Source organism: Crossiella sp. NPDC003009 (assembly GCF_053591555.1).
This window is the reverse complement of sequence record NZ_JBSFUA010000022.1, coordinates 1-15,831: the sequence shown is the minus strand read 5'-3', so window position 1 is coordinate 15,831 and position 15,831 is coordinate 1. Positions and strand designations below refer to the sequence as shown.

Below are 15,831 nucleotides of genomic sequence, written 5' to 3'. Positions count from 1 at the left end.
GGGTTTCGGTATACCTGGAAGTGGGCGGTGTTCGTCGCAGGGGGCGACGGGAGTCACCGCCCATGGGGGAAACACCATGAGCGACAACGTCATTGTGGGCGCAATCGCCCAGCCCGAACCCGGTCACCGCCTGGCGGAGCTGTACGCGGACAAGCCGGTGCAGCGCATCCTGTGCTACACCGACTCCGTCTTCCAGGTGCAGCTGAACAACGTGGCGCCCTTCGGCGTCGGCCTGCTGCGCGACCTGACCGAGCGGAACGCGCCGTTCCACACCGACTTCCGGCTGGACCTGGTGCAGCGCCACGGGAACGGGCACGCCAGCGACAAACTGACCGCCGAGCTGCTCGGCAAGTACGACCAGGTCTGGTTCTTCGGCATCGCGCCGTGCGACCTGCCCGGTCAGGGCGAGCCGGAGAACGAGCTGACCGATCCCGAGGTGGCCGCGCTGCGGGCCTGGATGGACGCCGGTGGCGGTGTGCTGGTCACCGGCGACCACTCCAACCCGAAGCCGTCCGGCGCGGACCCGGCCCTGGACGAGCTGCTGAACCTGGGCCGGGCCATCTCGCACCGGGTGCCCAGGGCCGGCGAGCTGCGGGTGTGGGAGGGACTGCCGGACTCCAGCATCGAGTTCAGCCACAACACCCACCAGCCCGACGACCGGGGCAGCGACATCAACAACCCGATCCCGATGGACGCCGACCACCACCCGCAACAGCTGATCCTCAAGCGGTACCTGCCCTCCGGCCGGCCGCACCCGCTCTTCAGCGGCAAGCGCGGGCCGATCGCGGTGTTCCCGGACCACATGCACGAGGGGCAGCTGCGCATCCCGGACAGCTATCCCGCCGAGGTCTGGCCCAGTGGTCCGTTCGGCCAGCCGAAGCCGGAGATCGTGGCCCGTGGCACCGACAAGCGCAACGGCTCGGTCTACGGCGTGGTCAGCACCTACGACGGCCACGCGGCCGGGGTGGGCCGCATCGTGGCCGACTCCACCTGGCACCACTACTTCAACATCAACCTGTTCGGCTTCCTGTCCGAACCGGCGGTGGCGGCCAAGATGGGCGAGTACTACGCCAACCTGGCGCTGTGGCTGGCCCCGCCCCGCGCGCGGCAGCAGGCGCGGGCCAGGATGCTGTGGTGGCTGGTCAACCACCCGGTGGTGCAGATGGCCTTCGGCAACCCGGCCGCCGACGTGGGCCGCACCGCGCTGGGCCTGCTCGCCTCGGTGACCAACCCGGCCACCGCGCACGACCTGGCCTGGCCCCTGCCCACCGCCACCGACCTGCCCGCTGAGCTCGCGCTGGGCGGCCAGCTGGTGTCGTACTGGCAGGAGCTCAACGCCACCACCGACACGGTGCCCAGCCCCGCCGAGCTCATCGACCGGGGGCTGCGCGCGGCGACTGAGGAGCACGCCGCGAAACTCCGCGAATCCCTTGCCCGGACGGAGAACCTGGGCGCCAGCATCGAGTCGGGCCGGCGCCTGACCGCGAGCTGACGCCAGTCGGTGCGCCCCGGCGACTCAGCCGGGGCGCACCCCGAACTCGTACTGCTTCAGCGGACTCCGGTGCCCAGCCCGGTCGATGCTGTACACCTCGATCCACAGCGGCCTGGACAGCGACGGCTTGTACACCACGGACGCGGTGCCGTCCGGCCCCGCGGGCACCCGGCCGCCCTCACCGGTCAACGCCTGCCACTGGTAGGCCACCACATCGGTGACCCCGTTGGGGGAGAACACGAACGTGCCCGGCTTCGGCGGACCCGGCTGCCACTCGCCTTCCGGGTACTCCACGGAGCTCACCAGCGGCGCCGCGTGCGGCGGCTCGGCGTCGACCCGGACACCGCACCACTGCGACCACGCCCCGGTGGCCGTCCGATCCTTCGCCCGGACCCGCCAGGAGAACACCGACTCGTGCGCGAACACCCCTCGGGGCACGGTGATCTGCGCCGCGGAGCCGTTCGGGATCGTGGTGGTGACCGCCCCGCCGACCCGGGAACCGCCGGCCCACCACTCGAACTCGGCGTCCATCAGGTCACCGTCCACATCGGACAGGGTCGCCCGCAGCACCGGCGCGGGGGTGTACAGGACCAGCTCGGCCGGGGACGGCGGGCAGTCCAGGATCTCCACCTGTTGCCGCCCGGGAGCTTCAGGCACCGAGTTGTAGTCGATGGTCAGCCGCGGCGCGGTGCCGAAGGACTTCCACGCCCCGCGGTTCCACTCCTGCTCCGCGCGCAGGCCCAGGGTGAGCCGCCCGCTGTCAGCTGCCTGGGCCACGGCCGCCGAGGCGTCCAGCGCGACCGGCTGGGCCGGACACCCGGCCGCACCCGAGGACGCCGGTTTGCTGTCCACTTTGGACAGCAACTCGGGCTGCCGGTCCCAGCTGGTGTCCTGCTCGACCGGGCCGGTTCGCCACAGCTCGACCGCACTCGGGCGGCAGCTGCCGGTCCCGGTCTGGTCGAGGTAGAGCCGCGCGTCCAGGATCTGCCTGCCGCGCAACCGGCTCAGGTCGAAGCCGAAGAACGAACGGGTGACCTCCCAGCGCTCGCCGTCGAGCCCCACGGTCACCGGAGTGTTCCGGTTGTGGTCCGGCAGCTTCGGGGTCCGGCTGGACACCACGGCCCACTCCTGGGGCCGGACCGTGGTCAGGTGCTCGGCGGTGAACGTGCCGTCCGGGTTGGCGAACACCGCGCTCGCCTCGTCCAGCGCGGCCGCGGGCAGCGCGGTCACCCCGGAGGCGGCCAGCAGCACCGCGACCACCAGAAACCGACCGGCAGCACAAAACATGGTTCCCCCCTTTGTGTCCCCTGGCGAAACCCTACGAGCGCGGACCGGCCCCGGCTATCGGCCAGTCGGCCCAGCCGCTGCGCGACGGCCCGCGTCCGGCCGCACCGTGCTCGGCCCGGTCACCGCCGCCCCCAGCGCCAGCACCCGCTCCCGCAACCCGCGATCCGCCGTCACCACCAGGCAGGGCCGCTCCGCCGCGCGCACCAGGTCCACGATCGCGTCATCCCCCGACCCGCGCGCCGCGACCACCCGCACCGCGCCGGTCGCCGTCACGCCGGCCGCCTTGCCCTCCACCACCAGCACCACCTCCACCGGCCCGAGCGCCCACTCCGGCACCCCGCTCACCGGGGACAAACCGTTGCCCGGCAACGAGTTCAGCGTCTCCAGCAGTCGCGCGGTGGCGCCTGCCCGGTCCCGCCACCAGCCGTCGGGCACCGAGCCGACCACGTTGGCCGCGTCCACGATCACCAGCCCGCTCAAGGGAAACTCCGCGCCAGCACCGCCGACATGGTCGCGGGCGGTCCCGGCGAGCCGAAGAAGGAACCCTGGGCCAGGTCGGCGCCGAGCTCGCGGCAGCGGCGGGCGTGTTCGGCGGTGCCGATGCCGTCCATCAGCACCGCGGCCTCCAGCCGGTGCACTACGGGCAGCAGGGACTCCACCGCATCGGCGAGCAGGCCCGGCGGGGCGGGCTGGCCGAGCCGGTGCACCAGGCGCGGGGACAGCCGGACCGAGCTGACCGCCAGCTCGTCCAGCAGGGTCAGCTCGTCGGTGCCGCAGCAGAACTCGTCCAGCAGCACCGGAACCGCCATGCCGGCCAGGGTCTCCACGTTGTCCTCGATCTCGCCGAACCCGGCCAGCAGCGCGGCCGCCGGCACGCCCAGCCACAGCTGGTCCGGCGCGAGCGCGAAGCCGTCGAGCACCTTGCGCACATCGCCGACCAGGTCCGGATCGGCCGCCTGGCTGCGGCCCAGCCGCAGGCCGATCGGCGGCATCCGGGCCTGGAACTCCTGCTGCCACAACGCGAGCTGCTCGCAGGCAGCGCGCAGCATCCACTGTCCGATGAGGATGGTCAGGCCGGTCTCCTCGGCCAGCCGCAGGCACTCGTCGTGCCGGATCTCGCCGTAGTCGGGGTGCGCCCAGTGCAGCAGCACCTCCACCCCGGCCAGCCGGTCGTCGGCGAGCTGGCGGACCGGTTGGTACAGCAGGCGCAGCTGGCCGTTCTCCCAGGCGCCGGGCATGGTCGCGGCCAGCGCGAACCGCTCCCGGTCCCGCCGGTCGGCGTCCTGGTCATGCAGGCCCCACTGGCGGCGGCCAGAGGCCTTGACCCGGCGCAGCGTGGCGGCCGCGGACCGCAGCAGCTCCACCGGTTTGATCCGCCCCGCCTGCTGCTGCACCACGCCGATGCTGGCCGAGACCGCCACCCCGCGCTCGTTCAGGTAGACCGGCTCGCCCAGCTCCTCGTTGATCCTGGCGGCCATGGTGGCCACGTCCGGGGTACTCGCGGTGTGCTCGATGAGGATCGCGAACTCGTCCCCACCGAACCTGGCGACCAGGGCCTTCTCGTTGTCCACCACCGCGCGCAGCTTGTCCGCGACCAGCCGCAGCACCTGGTCGCCGACCTCGTGCCCGAGCCCGCTGTTGATCATTCCGAAGCCGTCGATGTCCAGGTGGTACAGGCTCATCCCGGTGGCCGGGTCGATCCGGCCGAGCACGGACTCCAAGCGGGTCAGGAAGAACTGCCGGTTCGCCAGCCCGGTCAGCCGGTCGTGCAACGCCTGGTGGTGCAGGCGGTCCTGCACCAGCTTCAGCTCGGTGACGTCCTCCACCATGGTCACGCAGCTGGTCGGCTCGCCCTGCTCGTCGCGCAGCAGCGACACCGCGAGGTAGGCGAACCCGGTCTCCTCATCGCCCTTGCCCAGCCTGGCCATCACCCGGAACCGGTCCAGCCGCCCGGCGAAGAGCGCGTGGTAGGCGCGGGTGACCTCGGCCGTGGTGTCGGCGTGCACGAAGTCCATCAGCCGCCTGCCGCGCAGGTCCGCCGGGTCCTGGCCGAGGATCCCGCACAGCGCCTGGTTGAAGTTGACGAACGTGCCGTCCAGCTCGGTGATCGCGATGCCCACCACCGAGCTGGTGAACACCTCGCGCAGCCGCGCCTCGCTGCCGCGCAGGGCCCGCTCGGCGTTGTCCTTGGCCCGCAACAGCGCCTGCTTGACGTCCTCCTGCTGCTCGAAGGTCCGCTGCCGCGTCGCCTCGGCGTACCCGGCCGACACTGCGCCCAGCGCCAGCACCACCCGCTGCACCAGCTCAGGGGCCCCGGCCAGCTCGGCCAGCCTCGGCAGCCCGGACCCCAGCACCTTCATCGTGCACAGCAGGCTCTCCGCCGGGGTGAACTGCCTGGCCACCAGGCGCTTGCCGACCCCGTCCGCCCGCGCCAGCCCGCCCGCGGGCGCCAGCAGCTCCTCGACCAGCTCGTCGAGCAGCTCGCTCAGGAACGCGGCGATCTCCGCCTGGGACTGCGGCACGTACACGGTCCGGCTGATCTCGTGCAGCCACTGCCGCGCCAGCTCGGCCCGGTTCACCGCGGCACCTCGCCCAGCACGGCACGCCACGGGGCGGCCGGACATGGCAGCGGCACGGCGAACACCTCATCGCGGTCTCGAGACGGTGGCGGGACTCGGGCGGAACACGCGATCCGAATCCCACCACCATATTCCGCCGATCCGCCCCCGGGCGGTGACCGATACCCGGAGGCACGTGGATCGTCGCCCGATCGGTACCCGGATGGCCCAGTGCCTCACCCGGGCGGCTGGATTCCGGCGAGCGGTCGCCGGGATACCTAGTGTCCTGAGTCGATACCGCTGGCGAACTTCCGACTCAGGACACTAGACCTTGCGGCCCACCGCGGCGAACAGGTTGGAGTGGCGCACGTCCTCCTCGGCCACCGTGCCGGTCTCCGGCCGCCAGTTCGGCGTGTAGACCAGGCCCGGCTCGACCAGCTCGAAGCCCTCGGCGAAGCGCAGGATGTCCGCCCTGGTGCGCGGGTGGATCGGCTCCTGGGTGTTCTTGAAGACCTCCACCGCCTTGGTCATCGCCTCCCGGTTGCCGTCCCAGGTGAAGGCGGAGAAGGCCAGGTAGCTGCCCTCGGGCAGGGCTTCCCGGTAGCGCTGGATGACCGCCCACGGGTCATCGGCGTCCGGGATGAACTGCAGGACGCCGACCAGCAGCAGCGCGATCGGCTGGCTGAAGTCCAGCAGCCGCCTGGTCTCCTGGTGGTCCAGGATCCCCTCGGGATCGCGCAGGTCGGCCTGGATCACCCCGGCGTTCGGGTTGTCCTGCAACAGCAGCTCGCTGTGCGCCACCGCGACCGGCTCGATGTCGACGTAGACCACCTTGGACTCCGGCGCGGCGGCCTGCGCCACCTCGTGCACGTTGCCCACGGTCGGCACGCCCGAGCCGAGGTCCAGGAACTGGCGGATGCCCTGGCCCACCAGGTACTGCACCGAGCGGCCGAGGAAGGCGCGGTTGAGCCGGGCCATGTCCCTGGCCGGCACCACGGTCAGCAGCCGGTCGGCCAGCGTCCGGTCCATCTCGAAGTTGTGGCCGCCGCCGAGCAGGTAGTCGTAGATGCGGGCCGAGCTCGGCAGCTCCATGTTGACCCCTTCGGGCACCCAGCTCAGTTCGTTCGACACGTCACGCTGTCCCTTCGGTGGAGGAAGTCTTGCGGCCGACACCGGCGAAGGACCACTCGCCGACGGCGTTGGGACCGGGGCGCACCGGGTTGCGCCACTGCCCCGGATGTACCAGTCCCGGCGCGACCAGGTCGAACCCGGTGAAGAAGCCCTCGATCCGGTCCCGGCCGCGTGGGTGCACCGGGTCACTGTCGACCATCCAGCCCTGCGCCTGCTTCACCGGTTCGGGTGATACGTCGAAGGTGGCGTGGCTCAGTGCCAGAAAACTGCCCTCGGCCAGCCGGTTCGCGTAACCGGTGAGCATCCCCTCGGGATCTCGCTCGTTGGGCACGTAGTGCAGCAGGGCTATCGCGAGCAGGCCGATCGGGGCCGTGAAGTCGAGCATCCGGCGGACCTCGGGCGCGGTCAGCACCGCGCGCGGGTCGGCCGCGTCCGCGCGCAGCACGGTGGCCTGCTCGTCCCCGTCGAGCAGCAGTTCGGCGTGCGCCACCGCCAGCTCGTCGTGGTCGACGTAGACCACCCTGGTCTCCGGCGCGGCCTGCCTGGCGACCAGGTGCACCGGGTCCACGCCGGGGATGCCGCAGCCCAGGTCCAGGAACTGGCGCACCCCCGCGGAGAGCATGAAGTGCACCACCCGGCGCACGAACGCCCGGTTGACCACCGCCGAGTGCGCCACCCACGGCATCTCGGCCACCATCCGGTCGGCGAACTCGCGGTCCACGGCGAAGTTGTGGCCGCCGCCGAGCAGGTAGTCGTAGACCCGGGCGGACCTGGGCCCTGCCCAGTCGCGCTGCGCTCCGGTCACGGCACACCTCGGGGATGTCGGTGGGTGGCGAACACACTACTGAGGGTGGCCAGCCTCCCAGTAGCAGCCCGTCGCAGGACGGCGCGCGCCGATATGCCGGACCGGACACGGAGAAGGTCCTACGATTCGGCGGGCACCCGCGCTCGGGTGACACCTGGATGGCCGTATCCGGTGACACGTCCAGTGACGCACGTGTGAAGGGGGAGTGGTGGTGCGAGCCGGAAGTCCGCGTCTGCTGCGGGAGATCAACGATCGGGCGGCCATCGAGATCCTCCTGGCCAACGGGGCGATGACCCGTTCCGAGCTGGAGACCGCGATCGGCCTGTCCAAACCGGCCACCGCGCAGCTGCTGGCGCGGCTGGAGGAGGACGACGTGGTGCGCCGGGAGGGGCTGCGCGGCGGTGCGCGCGGACCGAGGGCGCAGCTGTGGGCGGTCAACGGGGCGCTGTGCCACGTGGCCGCGGTGGACCTGACCGCGGCGTCGGTGGACATCGCGGTCGCGGACATCGCCGGCCGGCTGCTCGCCGAGCACCGCGCGGTGATGCCTGCCGGGCCGACCGAGGCGGTGCTGGCCGCCTTCACCACGGCGCTGGGCGCGGCGGTGCGGCTGGCCGGGCTGCCCGAGGACGGGCTGCGGCACGTGGTGGTGGGCAGCCCCGGCGCGGTGGACCGGGCCACCGGGCAGCTCGGGTTCGCCCCGCACCTGCCCGGCTGGGAGGGCTTCGACCTGCCTGGCCGGCTCAGCGAGCTGCTCAACGCCACGGTCACGGTGGAGAACGACGTCAACCTGGTCGCGCTGGAGGAGATGGTCTCCGGCAAGGCCGTCGACGTGCGGGACATGGTGCTGGTCTGGCCCGCGGACGCGGTGGGCAGCGCGGTGGTGGTCAACCGGGTGCTGCTGCGCGGGGCCACCGGCGGCGCGGGCGAGATCGACTGGATGCGGGTGCCGGACCGGGCCCAGGCCGGCAGCGAGGTCGGCCGGGAGGGGATCCGCTTCGGCGACCTGGTCAGCTCGGACTCGATCACCGGCCTGGCCGCGGCGCACGGGGTGGTGGCGGGCTCCGGGATCGAGGCGGTGCGCGCCGCGGTGGCCGACCCCGAGCTGGGCCTGCCGTTCCTGACCGACCTGGCCCGCCGGATCGCCACCGGGGTGGCCAACCTGGTCTCGGTGCTCGATCCGGAGCTGGTGCTGCTCTCCGGGGAGACCGCGGAGACCGGCGGGCAGCTGCTGTGCGAGCTGGTGCAGACCGAACTGCACCAGCTGGTGATCCCGAAGACGCCGGTGGAGCTGGCCTCGGTGACCGGCAACGCGGTGCGGGCGGGCGCGCTGCACGCGGCCTACGCGATCGCCCGCGAGGAGATCTTCGGGCTGCCCGCCGCGGACTTCATGAAGCCGGCGGGGTCACGGTCGCACCGGTAGCTGGTCGATCTCCCACATGCCCAGCGCCTTGTCGGCGAAGGCGCCGTCCTGCTCGGTGCAGTTCTCCACCAGCACGGCGACCGGGTCGGGCAGGCGGAACGGGGCGCGCTGCAGGTTGAGCGGGCGCCAGTCGCCGGTGGCGATGTCCTCGTTGTGCTCCAGTTCGAGGAAGGTGGTGGCGAGCAGGTAGCGGGAGCCGCTGCGGCGCAGGTTGTCCAGCGCGTCCCAGACCTGTTCGAAGCTCAGGTGCACCAGGCAGTCCCGGCAGAGCACCGCGTCGGTGCGCGGCAGCGGGTCCCTGGTGAGGTCGAGGGTGTAGAAGCGGCGGTTGCCGCCGTGCCGGAAGTACTTGGCCAGGTTGGCCGCGATCAGCTCCTCCACGATGTCCGCGCCCAGGTAGGTCTCCAGGCCGAGGTCGCAGCCGGCCAGCCAGCCGAAGTCGCCGCACGGGATGTCCAGCAGGCTGCGGATGCCGAAGCGGCGCAACAGCTTCGGCAGCTCGGTGCGCAGCACGGCGGTCTGCTCCAGCGCGGAGCCGCAGCCGGAGACCGAGTCATCGCTGCCCCACATGTTGCTGTGGAAGATGTGCGCGAACACCTCCCTGGTGCTCAGCCCGCTCAGTTCGTCGGCCTTGGCGAGGTAGTTCAGGTGCGCGGGCACCGGTGGGCGGGGGCTGTGGTTCACAGGTCTCATTGTGTGCGGCGGAAAACACGGATCGGCCACGGAACGCCGACGACCCGGCACTGACCCCCCCTCAAGCACACATCGAGTGATGCCCGTTCGCCCCCAGCGGAATCACCCGATCGCACCCCTGCCCACCCGGCAGTCTGAACCCACCACACCACCGCCACCCCTGGGGAGAGAAAGGTGCTCCGAACCCGCTTCACCGCCCTGCTCACCGCGTTCCTCCTGCTGCTGACCACCGTGCTGTCCACCGCCACCGCGGCGGCCAAGCCGACCCTGGACCTGCCTGCCACCGGCGGCCCGTTCCCGGTCGGCACCACCAACCTGCACCTGGTCGACCACGACCGGCCCGACCCGTGGGCGCCCGCGCCAGGACCGCGCGAGCTGATGCTCCAGCTCTGGTATCCGGCCGTGCCCGTGGGCGCCCGCGCCCGCTACGGCGATCCCTCGGTCGACCGGCACTACGCCGACCTGATCACCGCGCTCGGCGTCGGCCGCGGCGAGCCGTTCCTGGACCGGGTGCGCCCCACCGCCCGCCTGGACGCGCCGGTGCTGCCGGGCAGGTGGCCGCTGCTGCTGCACAGCCACGGCCGCGGCTCGATGCGCAGCACCACCACCGCGATCGCCGAGGGCCTGGCCGCCAAGGGCTACGTGGTGGCGGCCGTGGACCACACCTACGACGCCGTCGTGGTCCGCTTCCCGGACGGCCGCACCGCCACCGCCAACCGCCCGGCCGAACCCACCGAGCCCGAACTGTCCGCCGAGGTCCAGGTCCGGGTCGCCGACCTGCGCTTCACCCTTGACCAGCTCACCACCGCCGCCACCCCGCTCCGCCACCGCCTCGACCCGCACCGGACCGGCGTGTTCGGCCACTCCATCGGCGGCGACACCGCGGCCGAGGCCATGCGCGCCGACCGCCGCTTCCGAGTCGGCGCGAACCTGGACGGCGCCTTCTGGGGCGAGGTCAGGGACAAGGGCACCCCCGGCCCGTTCGCCCTGTTCAGCGCCGGCCCAGGCGACCACCCGAGCTTCGCCGGCTGGCGCGCGAACCAACAAGCCTGGGGCCGCCACTTCACCCTGCCCGCCGGCGTGCACAACACCCCCACCGACCTCCCCCTGTTCCCCGAGGTCTCCGGCCTCCGCGACCTCCTCAAAGACCACCCGGCCCGGTACCGCCAACTCTTCGGCACCCTGGACGGCGTCCGCACCACGCAGCTGTACCGCACCTACCTCACCGCCCTGTTCGACCACCACCTCGCCGGCCGCCCAGCCCCGTTACTGGACCAAAACTCCCCACACTGGCCAGAACACAAGCTCCTCTGGTCCCACCGCTAACGCCACAACGGCGACCACCGCGCGGCGTCCGCCCGGCGAGCGCACCGAACTCCCACCCCCCACCCCCCACCCGCGCTCGCCGACGCCGGACTCGACCAGACCGCACGGTCAGTCCGCGCAGCCGCAATGACTGCACGGTCCGGCCGTTGAGTCCGCGCAGGCCCAGGCTGCGGGTCCGGCGCAGGGCCCCGTCGGCCGCCTCCAGCACCAGCGGACCGGCCCCGGCCAGGCGCAGCTCGGCAGCCAGCGGCAACCCGGGCCGAGCCCCGCTGCTCGCCGCGGCCCGGTCCGCCCAGCCCGGCGGTGAACACCGCGGCGACCACGGCCAACGGGATGTGCCCTCGGGCGCGGCGGCGACGCCCTCGGCCAGCCCGCCGCGCAGCAGCCGCCGCGGCACGTCCACTTCCCCGCGACCTGCGCGCAGCGCCAGCGACCACCTCGGTTCGCCGCGGTCCCTGAACTGCTCCGCCACGGGCACCAGGTCCTCGGACTGCCCAGGTCGGCCGCCACGCCGACCGCGCTCGGCGTGCAGGCACGCCGCAGTGACCGAGACAGGCGGGGTCATCAACCCGGCGCTGACCGGGCGGGGCCGCCCCCGACCTCGAACCGCACCACCCATCCGGCAGCTGAGAATCCTGAGAGCCCCAAAGGGCAGACCCCGCCCGCCCACGATCACCACCCCATTTCCGCTGGCAGGGTGAAAGGACGGTGAACCACCACTCCAGAGGGGATCCCATGCGTTCAACACGGCTACTTGCCGTGCTGCTGACCCTGGCCGCCGGCACCGCCACCGCCCTGCCCGCGGCCGCCGCACCCGCGCGCACGCAGCACCTGGACCTGCCCGCTCCCACCGGCCGCCTGGCCGTGGGCGTCGCCGACCTGCACCTGACCGACCCATCCCGCCCCGATCCCTGGTCCCCAGCCCCGGCGGCCCGTGAGCTGATGGTCCGCGCCTGGTACCCCGCGATCGCGGTGACCCCAAGAGCCCGCTACGCCGACGACACCGTCAGCGGCACCGTGGCCGTCCACCTCAACGGCGTCATCGGCGGCGGAGTCAGCCCGTTCCTGGACCGGGTGCGCCCACACGCGCGCCAGGACGCCCCGGTGTTCGGCGCGGGCTGGCCGGTGCTGCTGTACAGCCAGGGCCGCGGCGGCATGCGCGCCCTGTCCACGTCACTGGCCGAGGACCTGGCCAGCCACGGCTACGTGGTGCTGTCCGTGGACCACACCTACGACGCCGCCACGGTCCGCTTCCCGGACGGCCGCGTGGTCAGGGGAAACCGCCCCGAGATCCCCACCGGGGAACAACGGGCGGAGGAGCTCCGCGTCCGGGTCGCCGACCTGCGCACCACCCTCGACCAGGCCATCACCACCCCCCGCTTCCGCGGCCGCCTGGACCTGACCAAGATCGGCGCCCTCGGCCACTCCATGGGCGGCGCCACCGCCGCCGAGACCATGCGCGCCGACCCCCGCTTCCGCGCGGGCCTCAACCTGGACGGCGGCTTCTGGGACGGAGCCGCCAACCACGGCGTCCCCGGCCCCTTCCTGCTGCTGAGCACAGCGGCCCCCGACTACCCCACCTTCACCGCCTGGAAGGCCAACCACCGAGCCTGGGGCCGCCACTTCGCCCTGACCGGCGCCTCCCACTACACCGCCACCGACCTGTCCCTGTTCCCGGACATCTCCGGCGCCCGCGCCCTGCTGCACGACCGCCCAGCCGTCTTCACCGCCCTGTTCGGCGACCTGCCCGGCCCCAGGGCGACCCAGATCAACCGCACCTACACCCGAGCCTTCTTCCACCAGCACCTGCACGGCATCCCCAGCCCCCTGCTCAACGCCCCCTCCCCCGACTACCCGGAACAAACCCTGCGCTGGTCCCACCCGTAACGAGCCCCGGGCAGCGGCCCTACCCCGCCGCTGCCCGGCCCAGCCCCACCACAACCCAGCCCGCCACAGCCCAGCTCACCGCAACCCGCCCGGCTTGCCCGCCGCGACCAGCCCTACCGCCGCTGCCCGCCGATCGGACCGGCCTCAACTCTGCCTCCGGCCCCCGCGCCCGCGCTGCCCGGCACAGACCACCGCTGCCGCCCGCCAGCCCCGCCACAACCCAGCCCCGCCTTGCCCGCCGCGAGCGGCCCTCCGCAGCCCGCTGCCGCCGCCCACCCACTCCGCCTGCCCGACCCGGTCCACCGCGCGCAGCTCTGCGTCGCCCCCGCGCAATCCGCCTGCCCGGCCCCAGCCCACCGCACGGAGCCCACCACCACCACCGCCCGCCCAAGCCCACCGCCCGCAGCCCTGCGTCGCCCCCGCGCAATCCGCCTGCCCGGCCCCTGCCCGCCCCGCGCAGCCCCCCGTCGCCACCCGCGCAACCCGCCTGCCCGGCCCCAGCCCGCCCCGCGCAGCCCCCCGCTGCCACCCGCGCCGCCCGCCCAGCCGATCGCGCGCAGCCCTGCGTCGCTGCCCGCCCGCCCAGCCCCTCCCACATTTGTTGTTTCTCCCCCCAAATCCCGCCCAATCGTTGACAACAACCCTTGAGAGCGCTCTCATCAACCCACGGCAACGCGGCCGGAGACGCACCGGCCGTGGCCCGCACCCCTTCCCCCTGCTGTGCCGCCGCCACGGACCGAGGAGGCGCTCGCATGTCCACCGCCAGTCCCCCCACTCGCCGATCTCGTTCCCGTCGCTGGGCGATCGGCGCCGCCGTGGCCGCCGCGGCCATGGTCGTCCCGCTGTCGCTGTTCGCTCCGGCGGGCGCCGCCGTCCCGCCACCACCGCCTGGCTGGTCCCAGGTCTGGGCCGATGACTTCAACGGGCCCTCCGGCTCGCTGCCCTCGGGCAACAACTGGATCTTCGACATCGGCCACAGCTATCCCGGCGGGCCCGCCAACTGGGGCACCGGGGAGATCGCCTACCACACCAACAGCCCGAACAACGTCAGCCTCGACGGCGGCGGCAACCTGCGGATCACCCCGCTGCGGGACGGCGCCGGGAACTGGACCTCGGCCCGGATCGAGACGCACCGCGGCGACTTCCAGGCGCCCGCGGGCGGGGTGCTGGCCATCGAGGGCCGGATCCAGATGCCCAACGTCACCGGCACCGCGGCGCTCGGGTACTGGCCCGCGTTCTGGGCGCTGGGCACGCCGTACCGCGGGAACTACTGGAACTGGCCCGGTATCGGCGAGTTCGACATCATGGAGAACGTCAACGGGCTCAACTCGGTCTGGGGCGTGCTGCACTGCGGGGTCAACCCCGGCGGCCCGTGCAACGAGACCAACGGCCTCGGCGCCAGCCGGCCCTGCCCCGGCGCGAGCTGCCAGTCGGCCTTCCACACCTACCGGTTCGAGTGGGACCGCTCGGTCTCGCCCAACCAACTCCGCTGGTACGTCGACGGCCAGCAGTTCCACAGCGTGCGCCAGGACCAGTTCGACGCCGGCACCTGGAACAACATGACCAACCACGGCTACTTCATCATCCTCAACGTGGCCATCGGCGGCGCCTTCCCCAACGGCGTGCACGGCGGCACCACCCCGGTGGCCGGCACCGTGCCGGGGCGGCCGATGCTCATCGACTACGTCGCGGTCTTCCAGCGCGGCGGTGGCGGCGGCAACCCGACCACGACCAGCGCGCCGCCGCCCGCGGGTGGCAGCGCGTACAGCCGGTGGGAGGCCGAGCGGTTCGCCGCGCAGTCCGGGGTGCGCACCGAGTCCACTTCGGACAGTGGTGGCGGCTCGAACATCGGCGGGGCCGGCAACGGCGACTGGGTGCAGTACCGGGGAGTGGACTTCGGTTCCGGTGGCGCGCGGCAGGTCCAGGCCAGGGTCGCTTCCGGCGCGGGTAGTGGCGTCAGCGGGCTGGTCGAGGTGCGGCTGGACAGCCGGACCGGTCCGGTGATCGGGTCCTTCTCGGTGGGCAACACCGGCGGCTGGCAGAGCTGGCGGACCGTGCCGGCCAACCTCAGCCACACCACCGGGGTGCACGACGTCTACCTGACCTTCGCCAGCGGGCAGCCCGCCGACTTCGTCAACGTCAACTGGTTCACCTTCGCCGCCAGTTAGCCAGACCCGCGGCCGGCCGGTGGAGACGGCGGCGACCCACCGGCCGGCCGCACCCAAAACTGACCGCACCGAATGTGACATTGTTTACACACGTAGTCACCAGCCCGGGTTAGTTTGCCCCCTTGACCGAGGTCTCTCGGCGCAAGGGGGCTTGGCGATGGGCGGCGAACCGCACGCGATGACCACGATGGTGCTGACCGCGACCGAGTTCGAGGTGGTGTGGGCGCGGCTCTCGCTCGGCGAGCCGCCACTGGCGCTGGAGCTGCCGAGCTTCGGCGCCACCGACTCCGAGCGCCGGATGCTGACCGCGCTGGCCATGGAGTCGCTGCGACAGCGCGGCCTGGCCGACCGGGTCGGGCCGACCTCCTGGCTCACCGACGCCTGCCTCGGCCTCGCCGAGTACACCTGGTCCCTGGACGCCCGGCTGTGGACCGGCGAGCTGCTGCGCGCCTTCGGCGCCGCCCGCGGTGAGAGCGGCACGCTGGCGGTGCGCATCGGCGACACCGTGCACCTGACCCGCCTGCCCGACTACCTGCTGCCCACCGACCTGGCCACGCTGGCCGGCGGCACCCCCAGCGGTCCCGGCGAGGCGCTGAGCGTGCGCGGTGACTCTCTGGACGCCGCCGCCCGTGCCGCCGGCGCGGACCCGGTGGCCTTCGCCGAGGTGCTGACCGCGCGCGGTGAGACGCCACAGGCGGCCCGCGAGCTGGCCAGGCGCTGCGCCGGTTCGGGCTGGTGGGGCCAGTTCGGCTGCACGGTGCGGGACCGGTTCGGCGCGACCAGGCGGGGCAGCCGGGTGGTGGCCTTCCACGACGTTCCTGGGCGCGGCCGGTACCTGGTGCTGCGCCGGGTGGAGAACGGCGGCGTGGTGTGGGTGACCGTGCTGCCCGGTGGCAGCAGGCAGCTGGTCGCGCAGCTGATCGCGCTGCGGGACGAGACCACCGCGGTGCACGGGGCCAACGGCAGGCGCTAGGGGGCGTTTTCAAAGCGGCTGGTGTGATCTGCTTTGATCACGTTCGTGGTGCGTCGTCATGAGCTGACCGATGAGCAGTGGGCTGCCCTGC

General features: G+C 72.9%; 12 protein-coding genes. 6 read left to right on the top strand and 6 right to left on the bottom strand.

Annotated elements, in window-relative coordinates; all coding sequences use genetic code 11:
* Positions 1 to 76 precede the first annotated feature (76 nt).
* Complete coding sequence (locus tag ACWDY5_RS22660; RefSeq protein ID WP_449724161.1) at positions 77 to 1,492, top strand: hypothetical protein; 1,416 nt, start codon at positions 77 to 79, stop codon at positions 1,490 to 1,492.
* A gap of 24 nt (positions 1,493 to 1,516) precedes the next feature.
* Here the strand turns inward: ACWDY5_RS22660 and ACWDY5_RS22655 are convergent, their stop codons facing one another.
* The 5 genes from ACWDY5_RS22655 to ACWDY5_RS22635 form a co-directional block, all read right to left on the bottom strand.
* Positions 1,517 to 2,779 carry a DNRLRE domain-containing protein gene (locus ACWDY5_RS22655; protein WP_449724160.1) on the bottom strand — a complete coding sequence of 421 codons (1,263 nt, stop codon included), beginning with the start codon at positions 2,777 to 2,779 and terminating at the stop codon, positions 1,517 to 1,519.
* 54 nt (positions 2,780 to 2,833) lie between these two features.
* Positions 2,834 to 3,259, bottom strand: a complete 426-nt coding sequence (locus ACWDY5_RS22650) for an NTP pyrophosphohydrolase (protein ID WP_449724159.1) — start codon at positions 3,257 to 3,259, stop codon at positions 2,834 to 2,836.
* Positions 3,256 to 5,358 (bottom strand): putative bifunctional diguanylate cyclase/phosphodiesterase, encoded by a 2,103-nt coding sequence (locus ACWDY5_RS22645; protein ID WP_449724158.1) that lies wholly within the window; start codon positions 5,356 to 5,358, stop codon positions 3,256 to 3,258. Before ACWDY5_RS22645 ends, ACWDY5_RS22650 begins: the two co-directional genes overlap by 4 nt.
* Positions 5,359 to 5,661: 303 nt before the next feature.
* Positions 5,662 to 6,468 carry an SAM-dependent methyltransferase gene (locus tag ACWDY5_RS22640; RefSeq protein ID WP_449724157.1) on the bottom strand — a complete coding sequence of 269 codons (807 nt, stop codon included), beginning with the start codon at positions 6,466 to 6,468 and terminating at the stop codon, positions 5,662 to 5,664.
* Position 6,469: 1 nt separating this feature from the next.
* A complete protein-coding gene (locus ACWDY5_RS22635) occupies positions 6,470 to 7,273 on the bottom strand; it encodes an SAM-dependent methyltransferase (RefSeq protein ID WP_449724156.1) in 804 nt (267 codons plus the stop codon).
* Between the two features lie 211 nt (positions 7,274 to 7,484).
* Between ACWDY5_RS22635 and ACWDY5_RS22630 the strand changes: the two genes are divergently transcribed.
* Positions 7,485 to 8,693 carry an ROK family transcriptional regulator gene (locus tag ACWDY5_RS22630; RefSeq protein ID WP_449724155.1) on the top strand — a complete coding sequence of 403 codons (1,209 nt, stop codon included), beginning with the start codon at positions 7,485 to 7,487 and terminating at the stop codon, positions 8,691 to 8,693.
* On the opposite strand, the gene ACWDY5_RS22625 is transcribed toward ACWDY5_RS22630, so the two are convergent.
* Positions 8,676 to 9,377, bottom strand: a complete 702-nt coding sequence (locus tag ACWDY5_RS22625; protein WP_449724154.1) for a class I SAM-dependent methyltransferase — start codon at positions 9,375 to 9,377, stop codon at positions 8,676 to 8,678. The genes ACWDY5_RS22630 and ACWDY5_RS22625 overlap by 18 nt on opposite strands.
* Positions 9,378 to 9,560: 183 nt before the next feature.
* Between ACWDY5_RS22625 and ACWDY5_RS22620 the strand changes: the two genes are divergently transcribed.
* The 4 genes from ACWDY5_RS22620 to ACWDY5_RS22605 all read left to right on the top strand — a co-directional run bounded on the left by ACWDY5_RS22620 (position 9,561) and on the right by ACWDY5_RS22605 (position 15,740).
* Entirely contained in the window at positions 9,561 to 10,712 is a 1,152-nt protein-coding gene (locus tag ACWDY5_RS22620) for an alpha/beta hydrolase family protein (protein WP_449724153.1), read from the top strand.
* Between the two features lie 735 nt (positions 10,713 to 11,447).
* Positions 11,448 to 12,599 (top strand): alpha/beta hydrolase family protein, encoded by a 1,152-nt coding sequence (locus ACWDY5_RS22615; protein ID WP_449724152.1) that lies wholly within the window; start codon positions 11,448 to 11,450, stop codon positions 12,597 to 12,599.
* A 752-nt stretch (positions 12,600 to 13,351) separates the two neighbouring features.
* Positions 13,352 to 14,767 (top strand): carbohydrate-binding protein, encoded by a 1,416-nt coding sequence (locus tag ACWDY5_RS22610; RefSeq protein ID WP_449724151.1) that lies wholly within the window; start codon positions 13,352 to 13,354, stop codon positions 14,765 to 14,767.
* A gap of 157 nt (positions 14,768 to 14,924) precedes the next feature.
* A complete protein-coding gene (locus ACWDY5_RS22605; RefSeq protein WP_449724150.1) occupies positions 14,925 to 15,740 on the top strand; it encodes an ESX secretion-associated protein EspG in 816 nt (271 codons plus the stop codon).
* Positions 15,741 to 15,831: the final 91 nt, after the last annotated feature.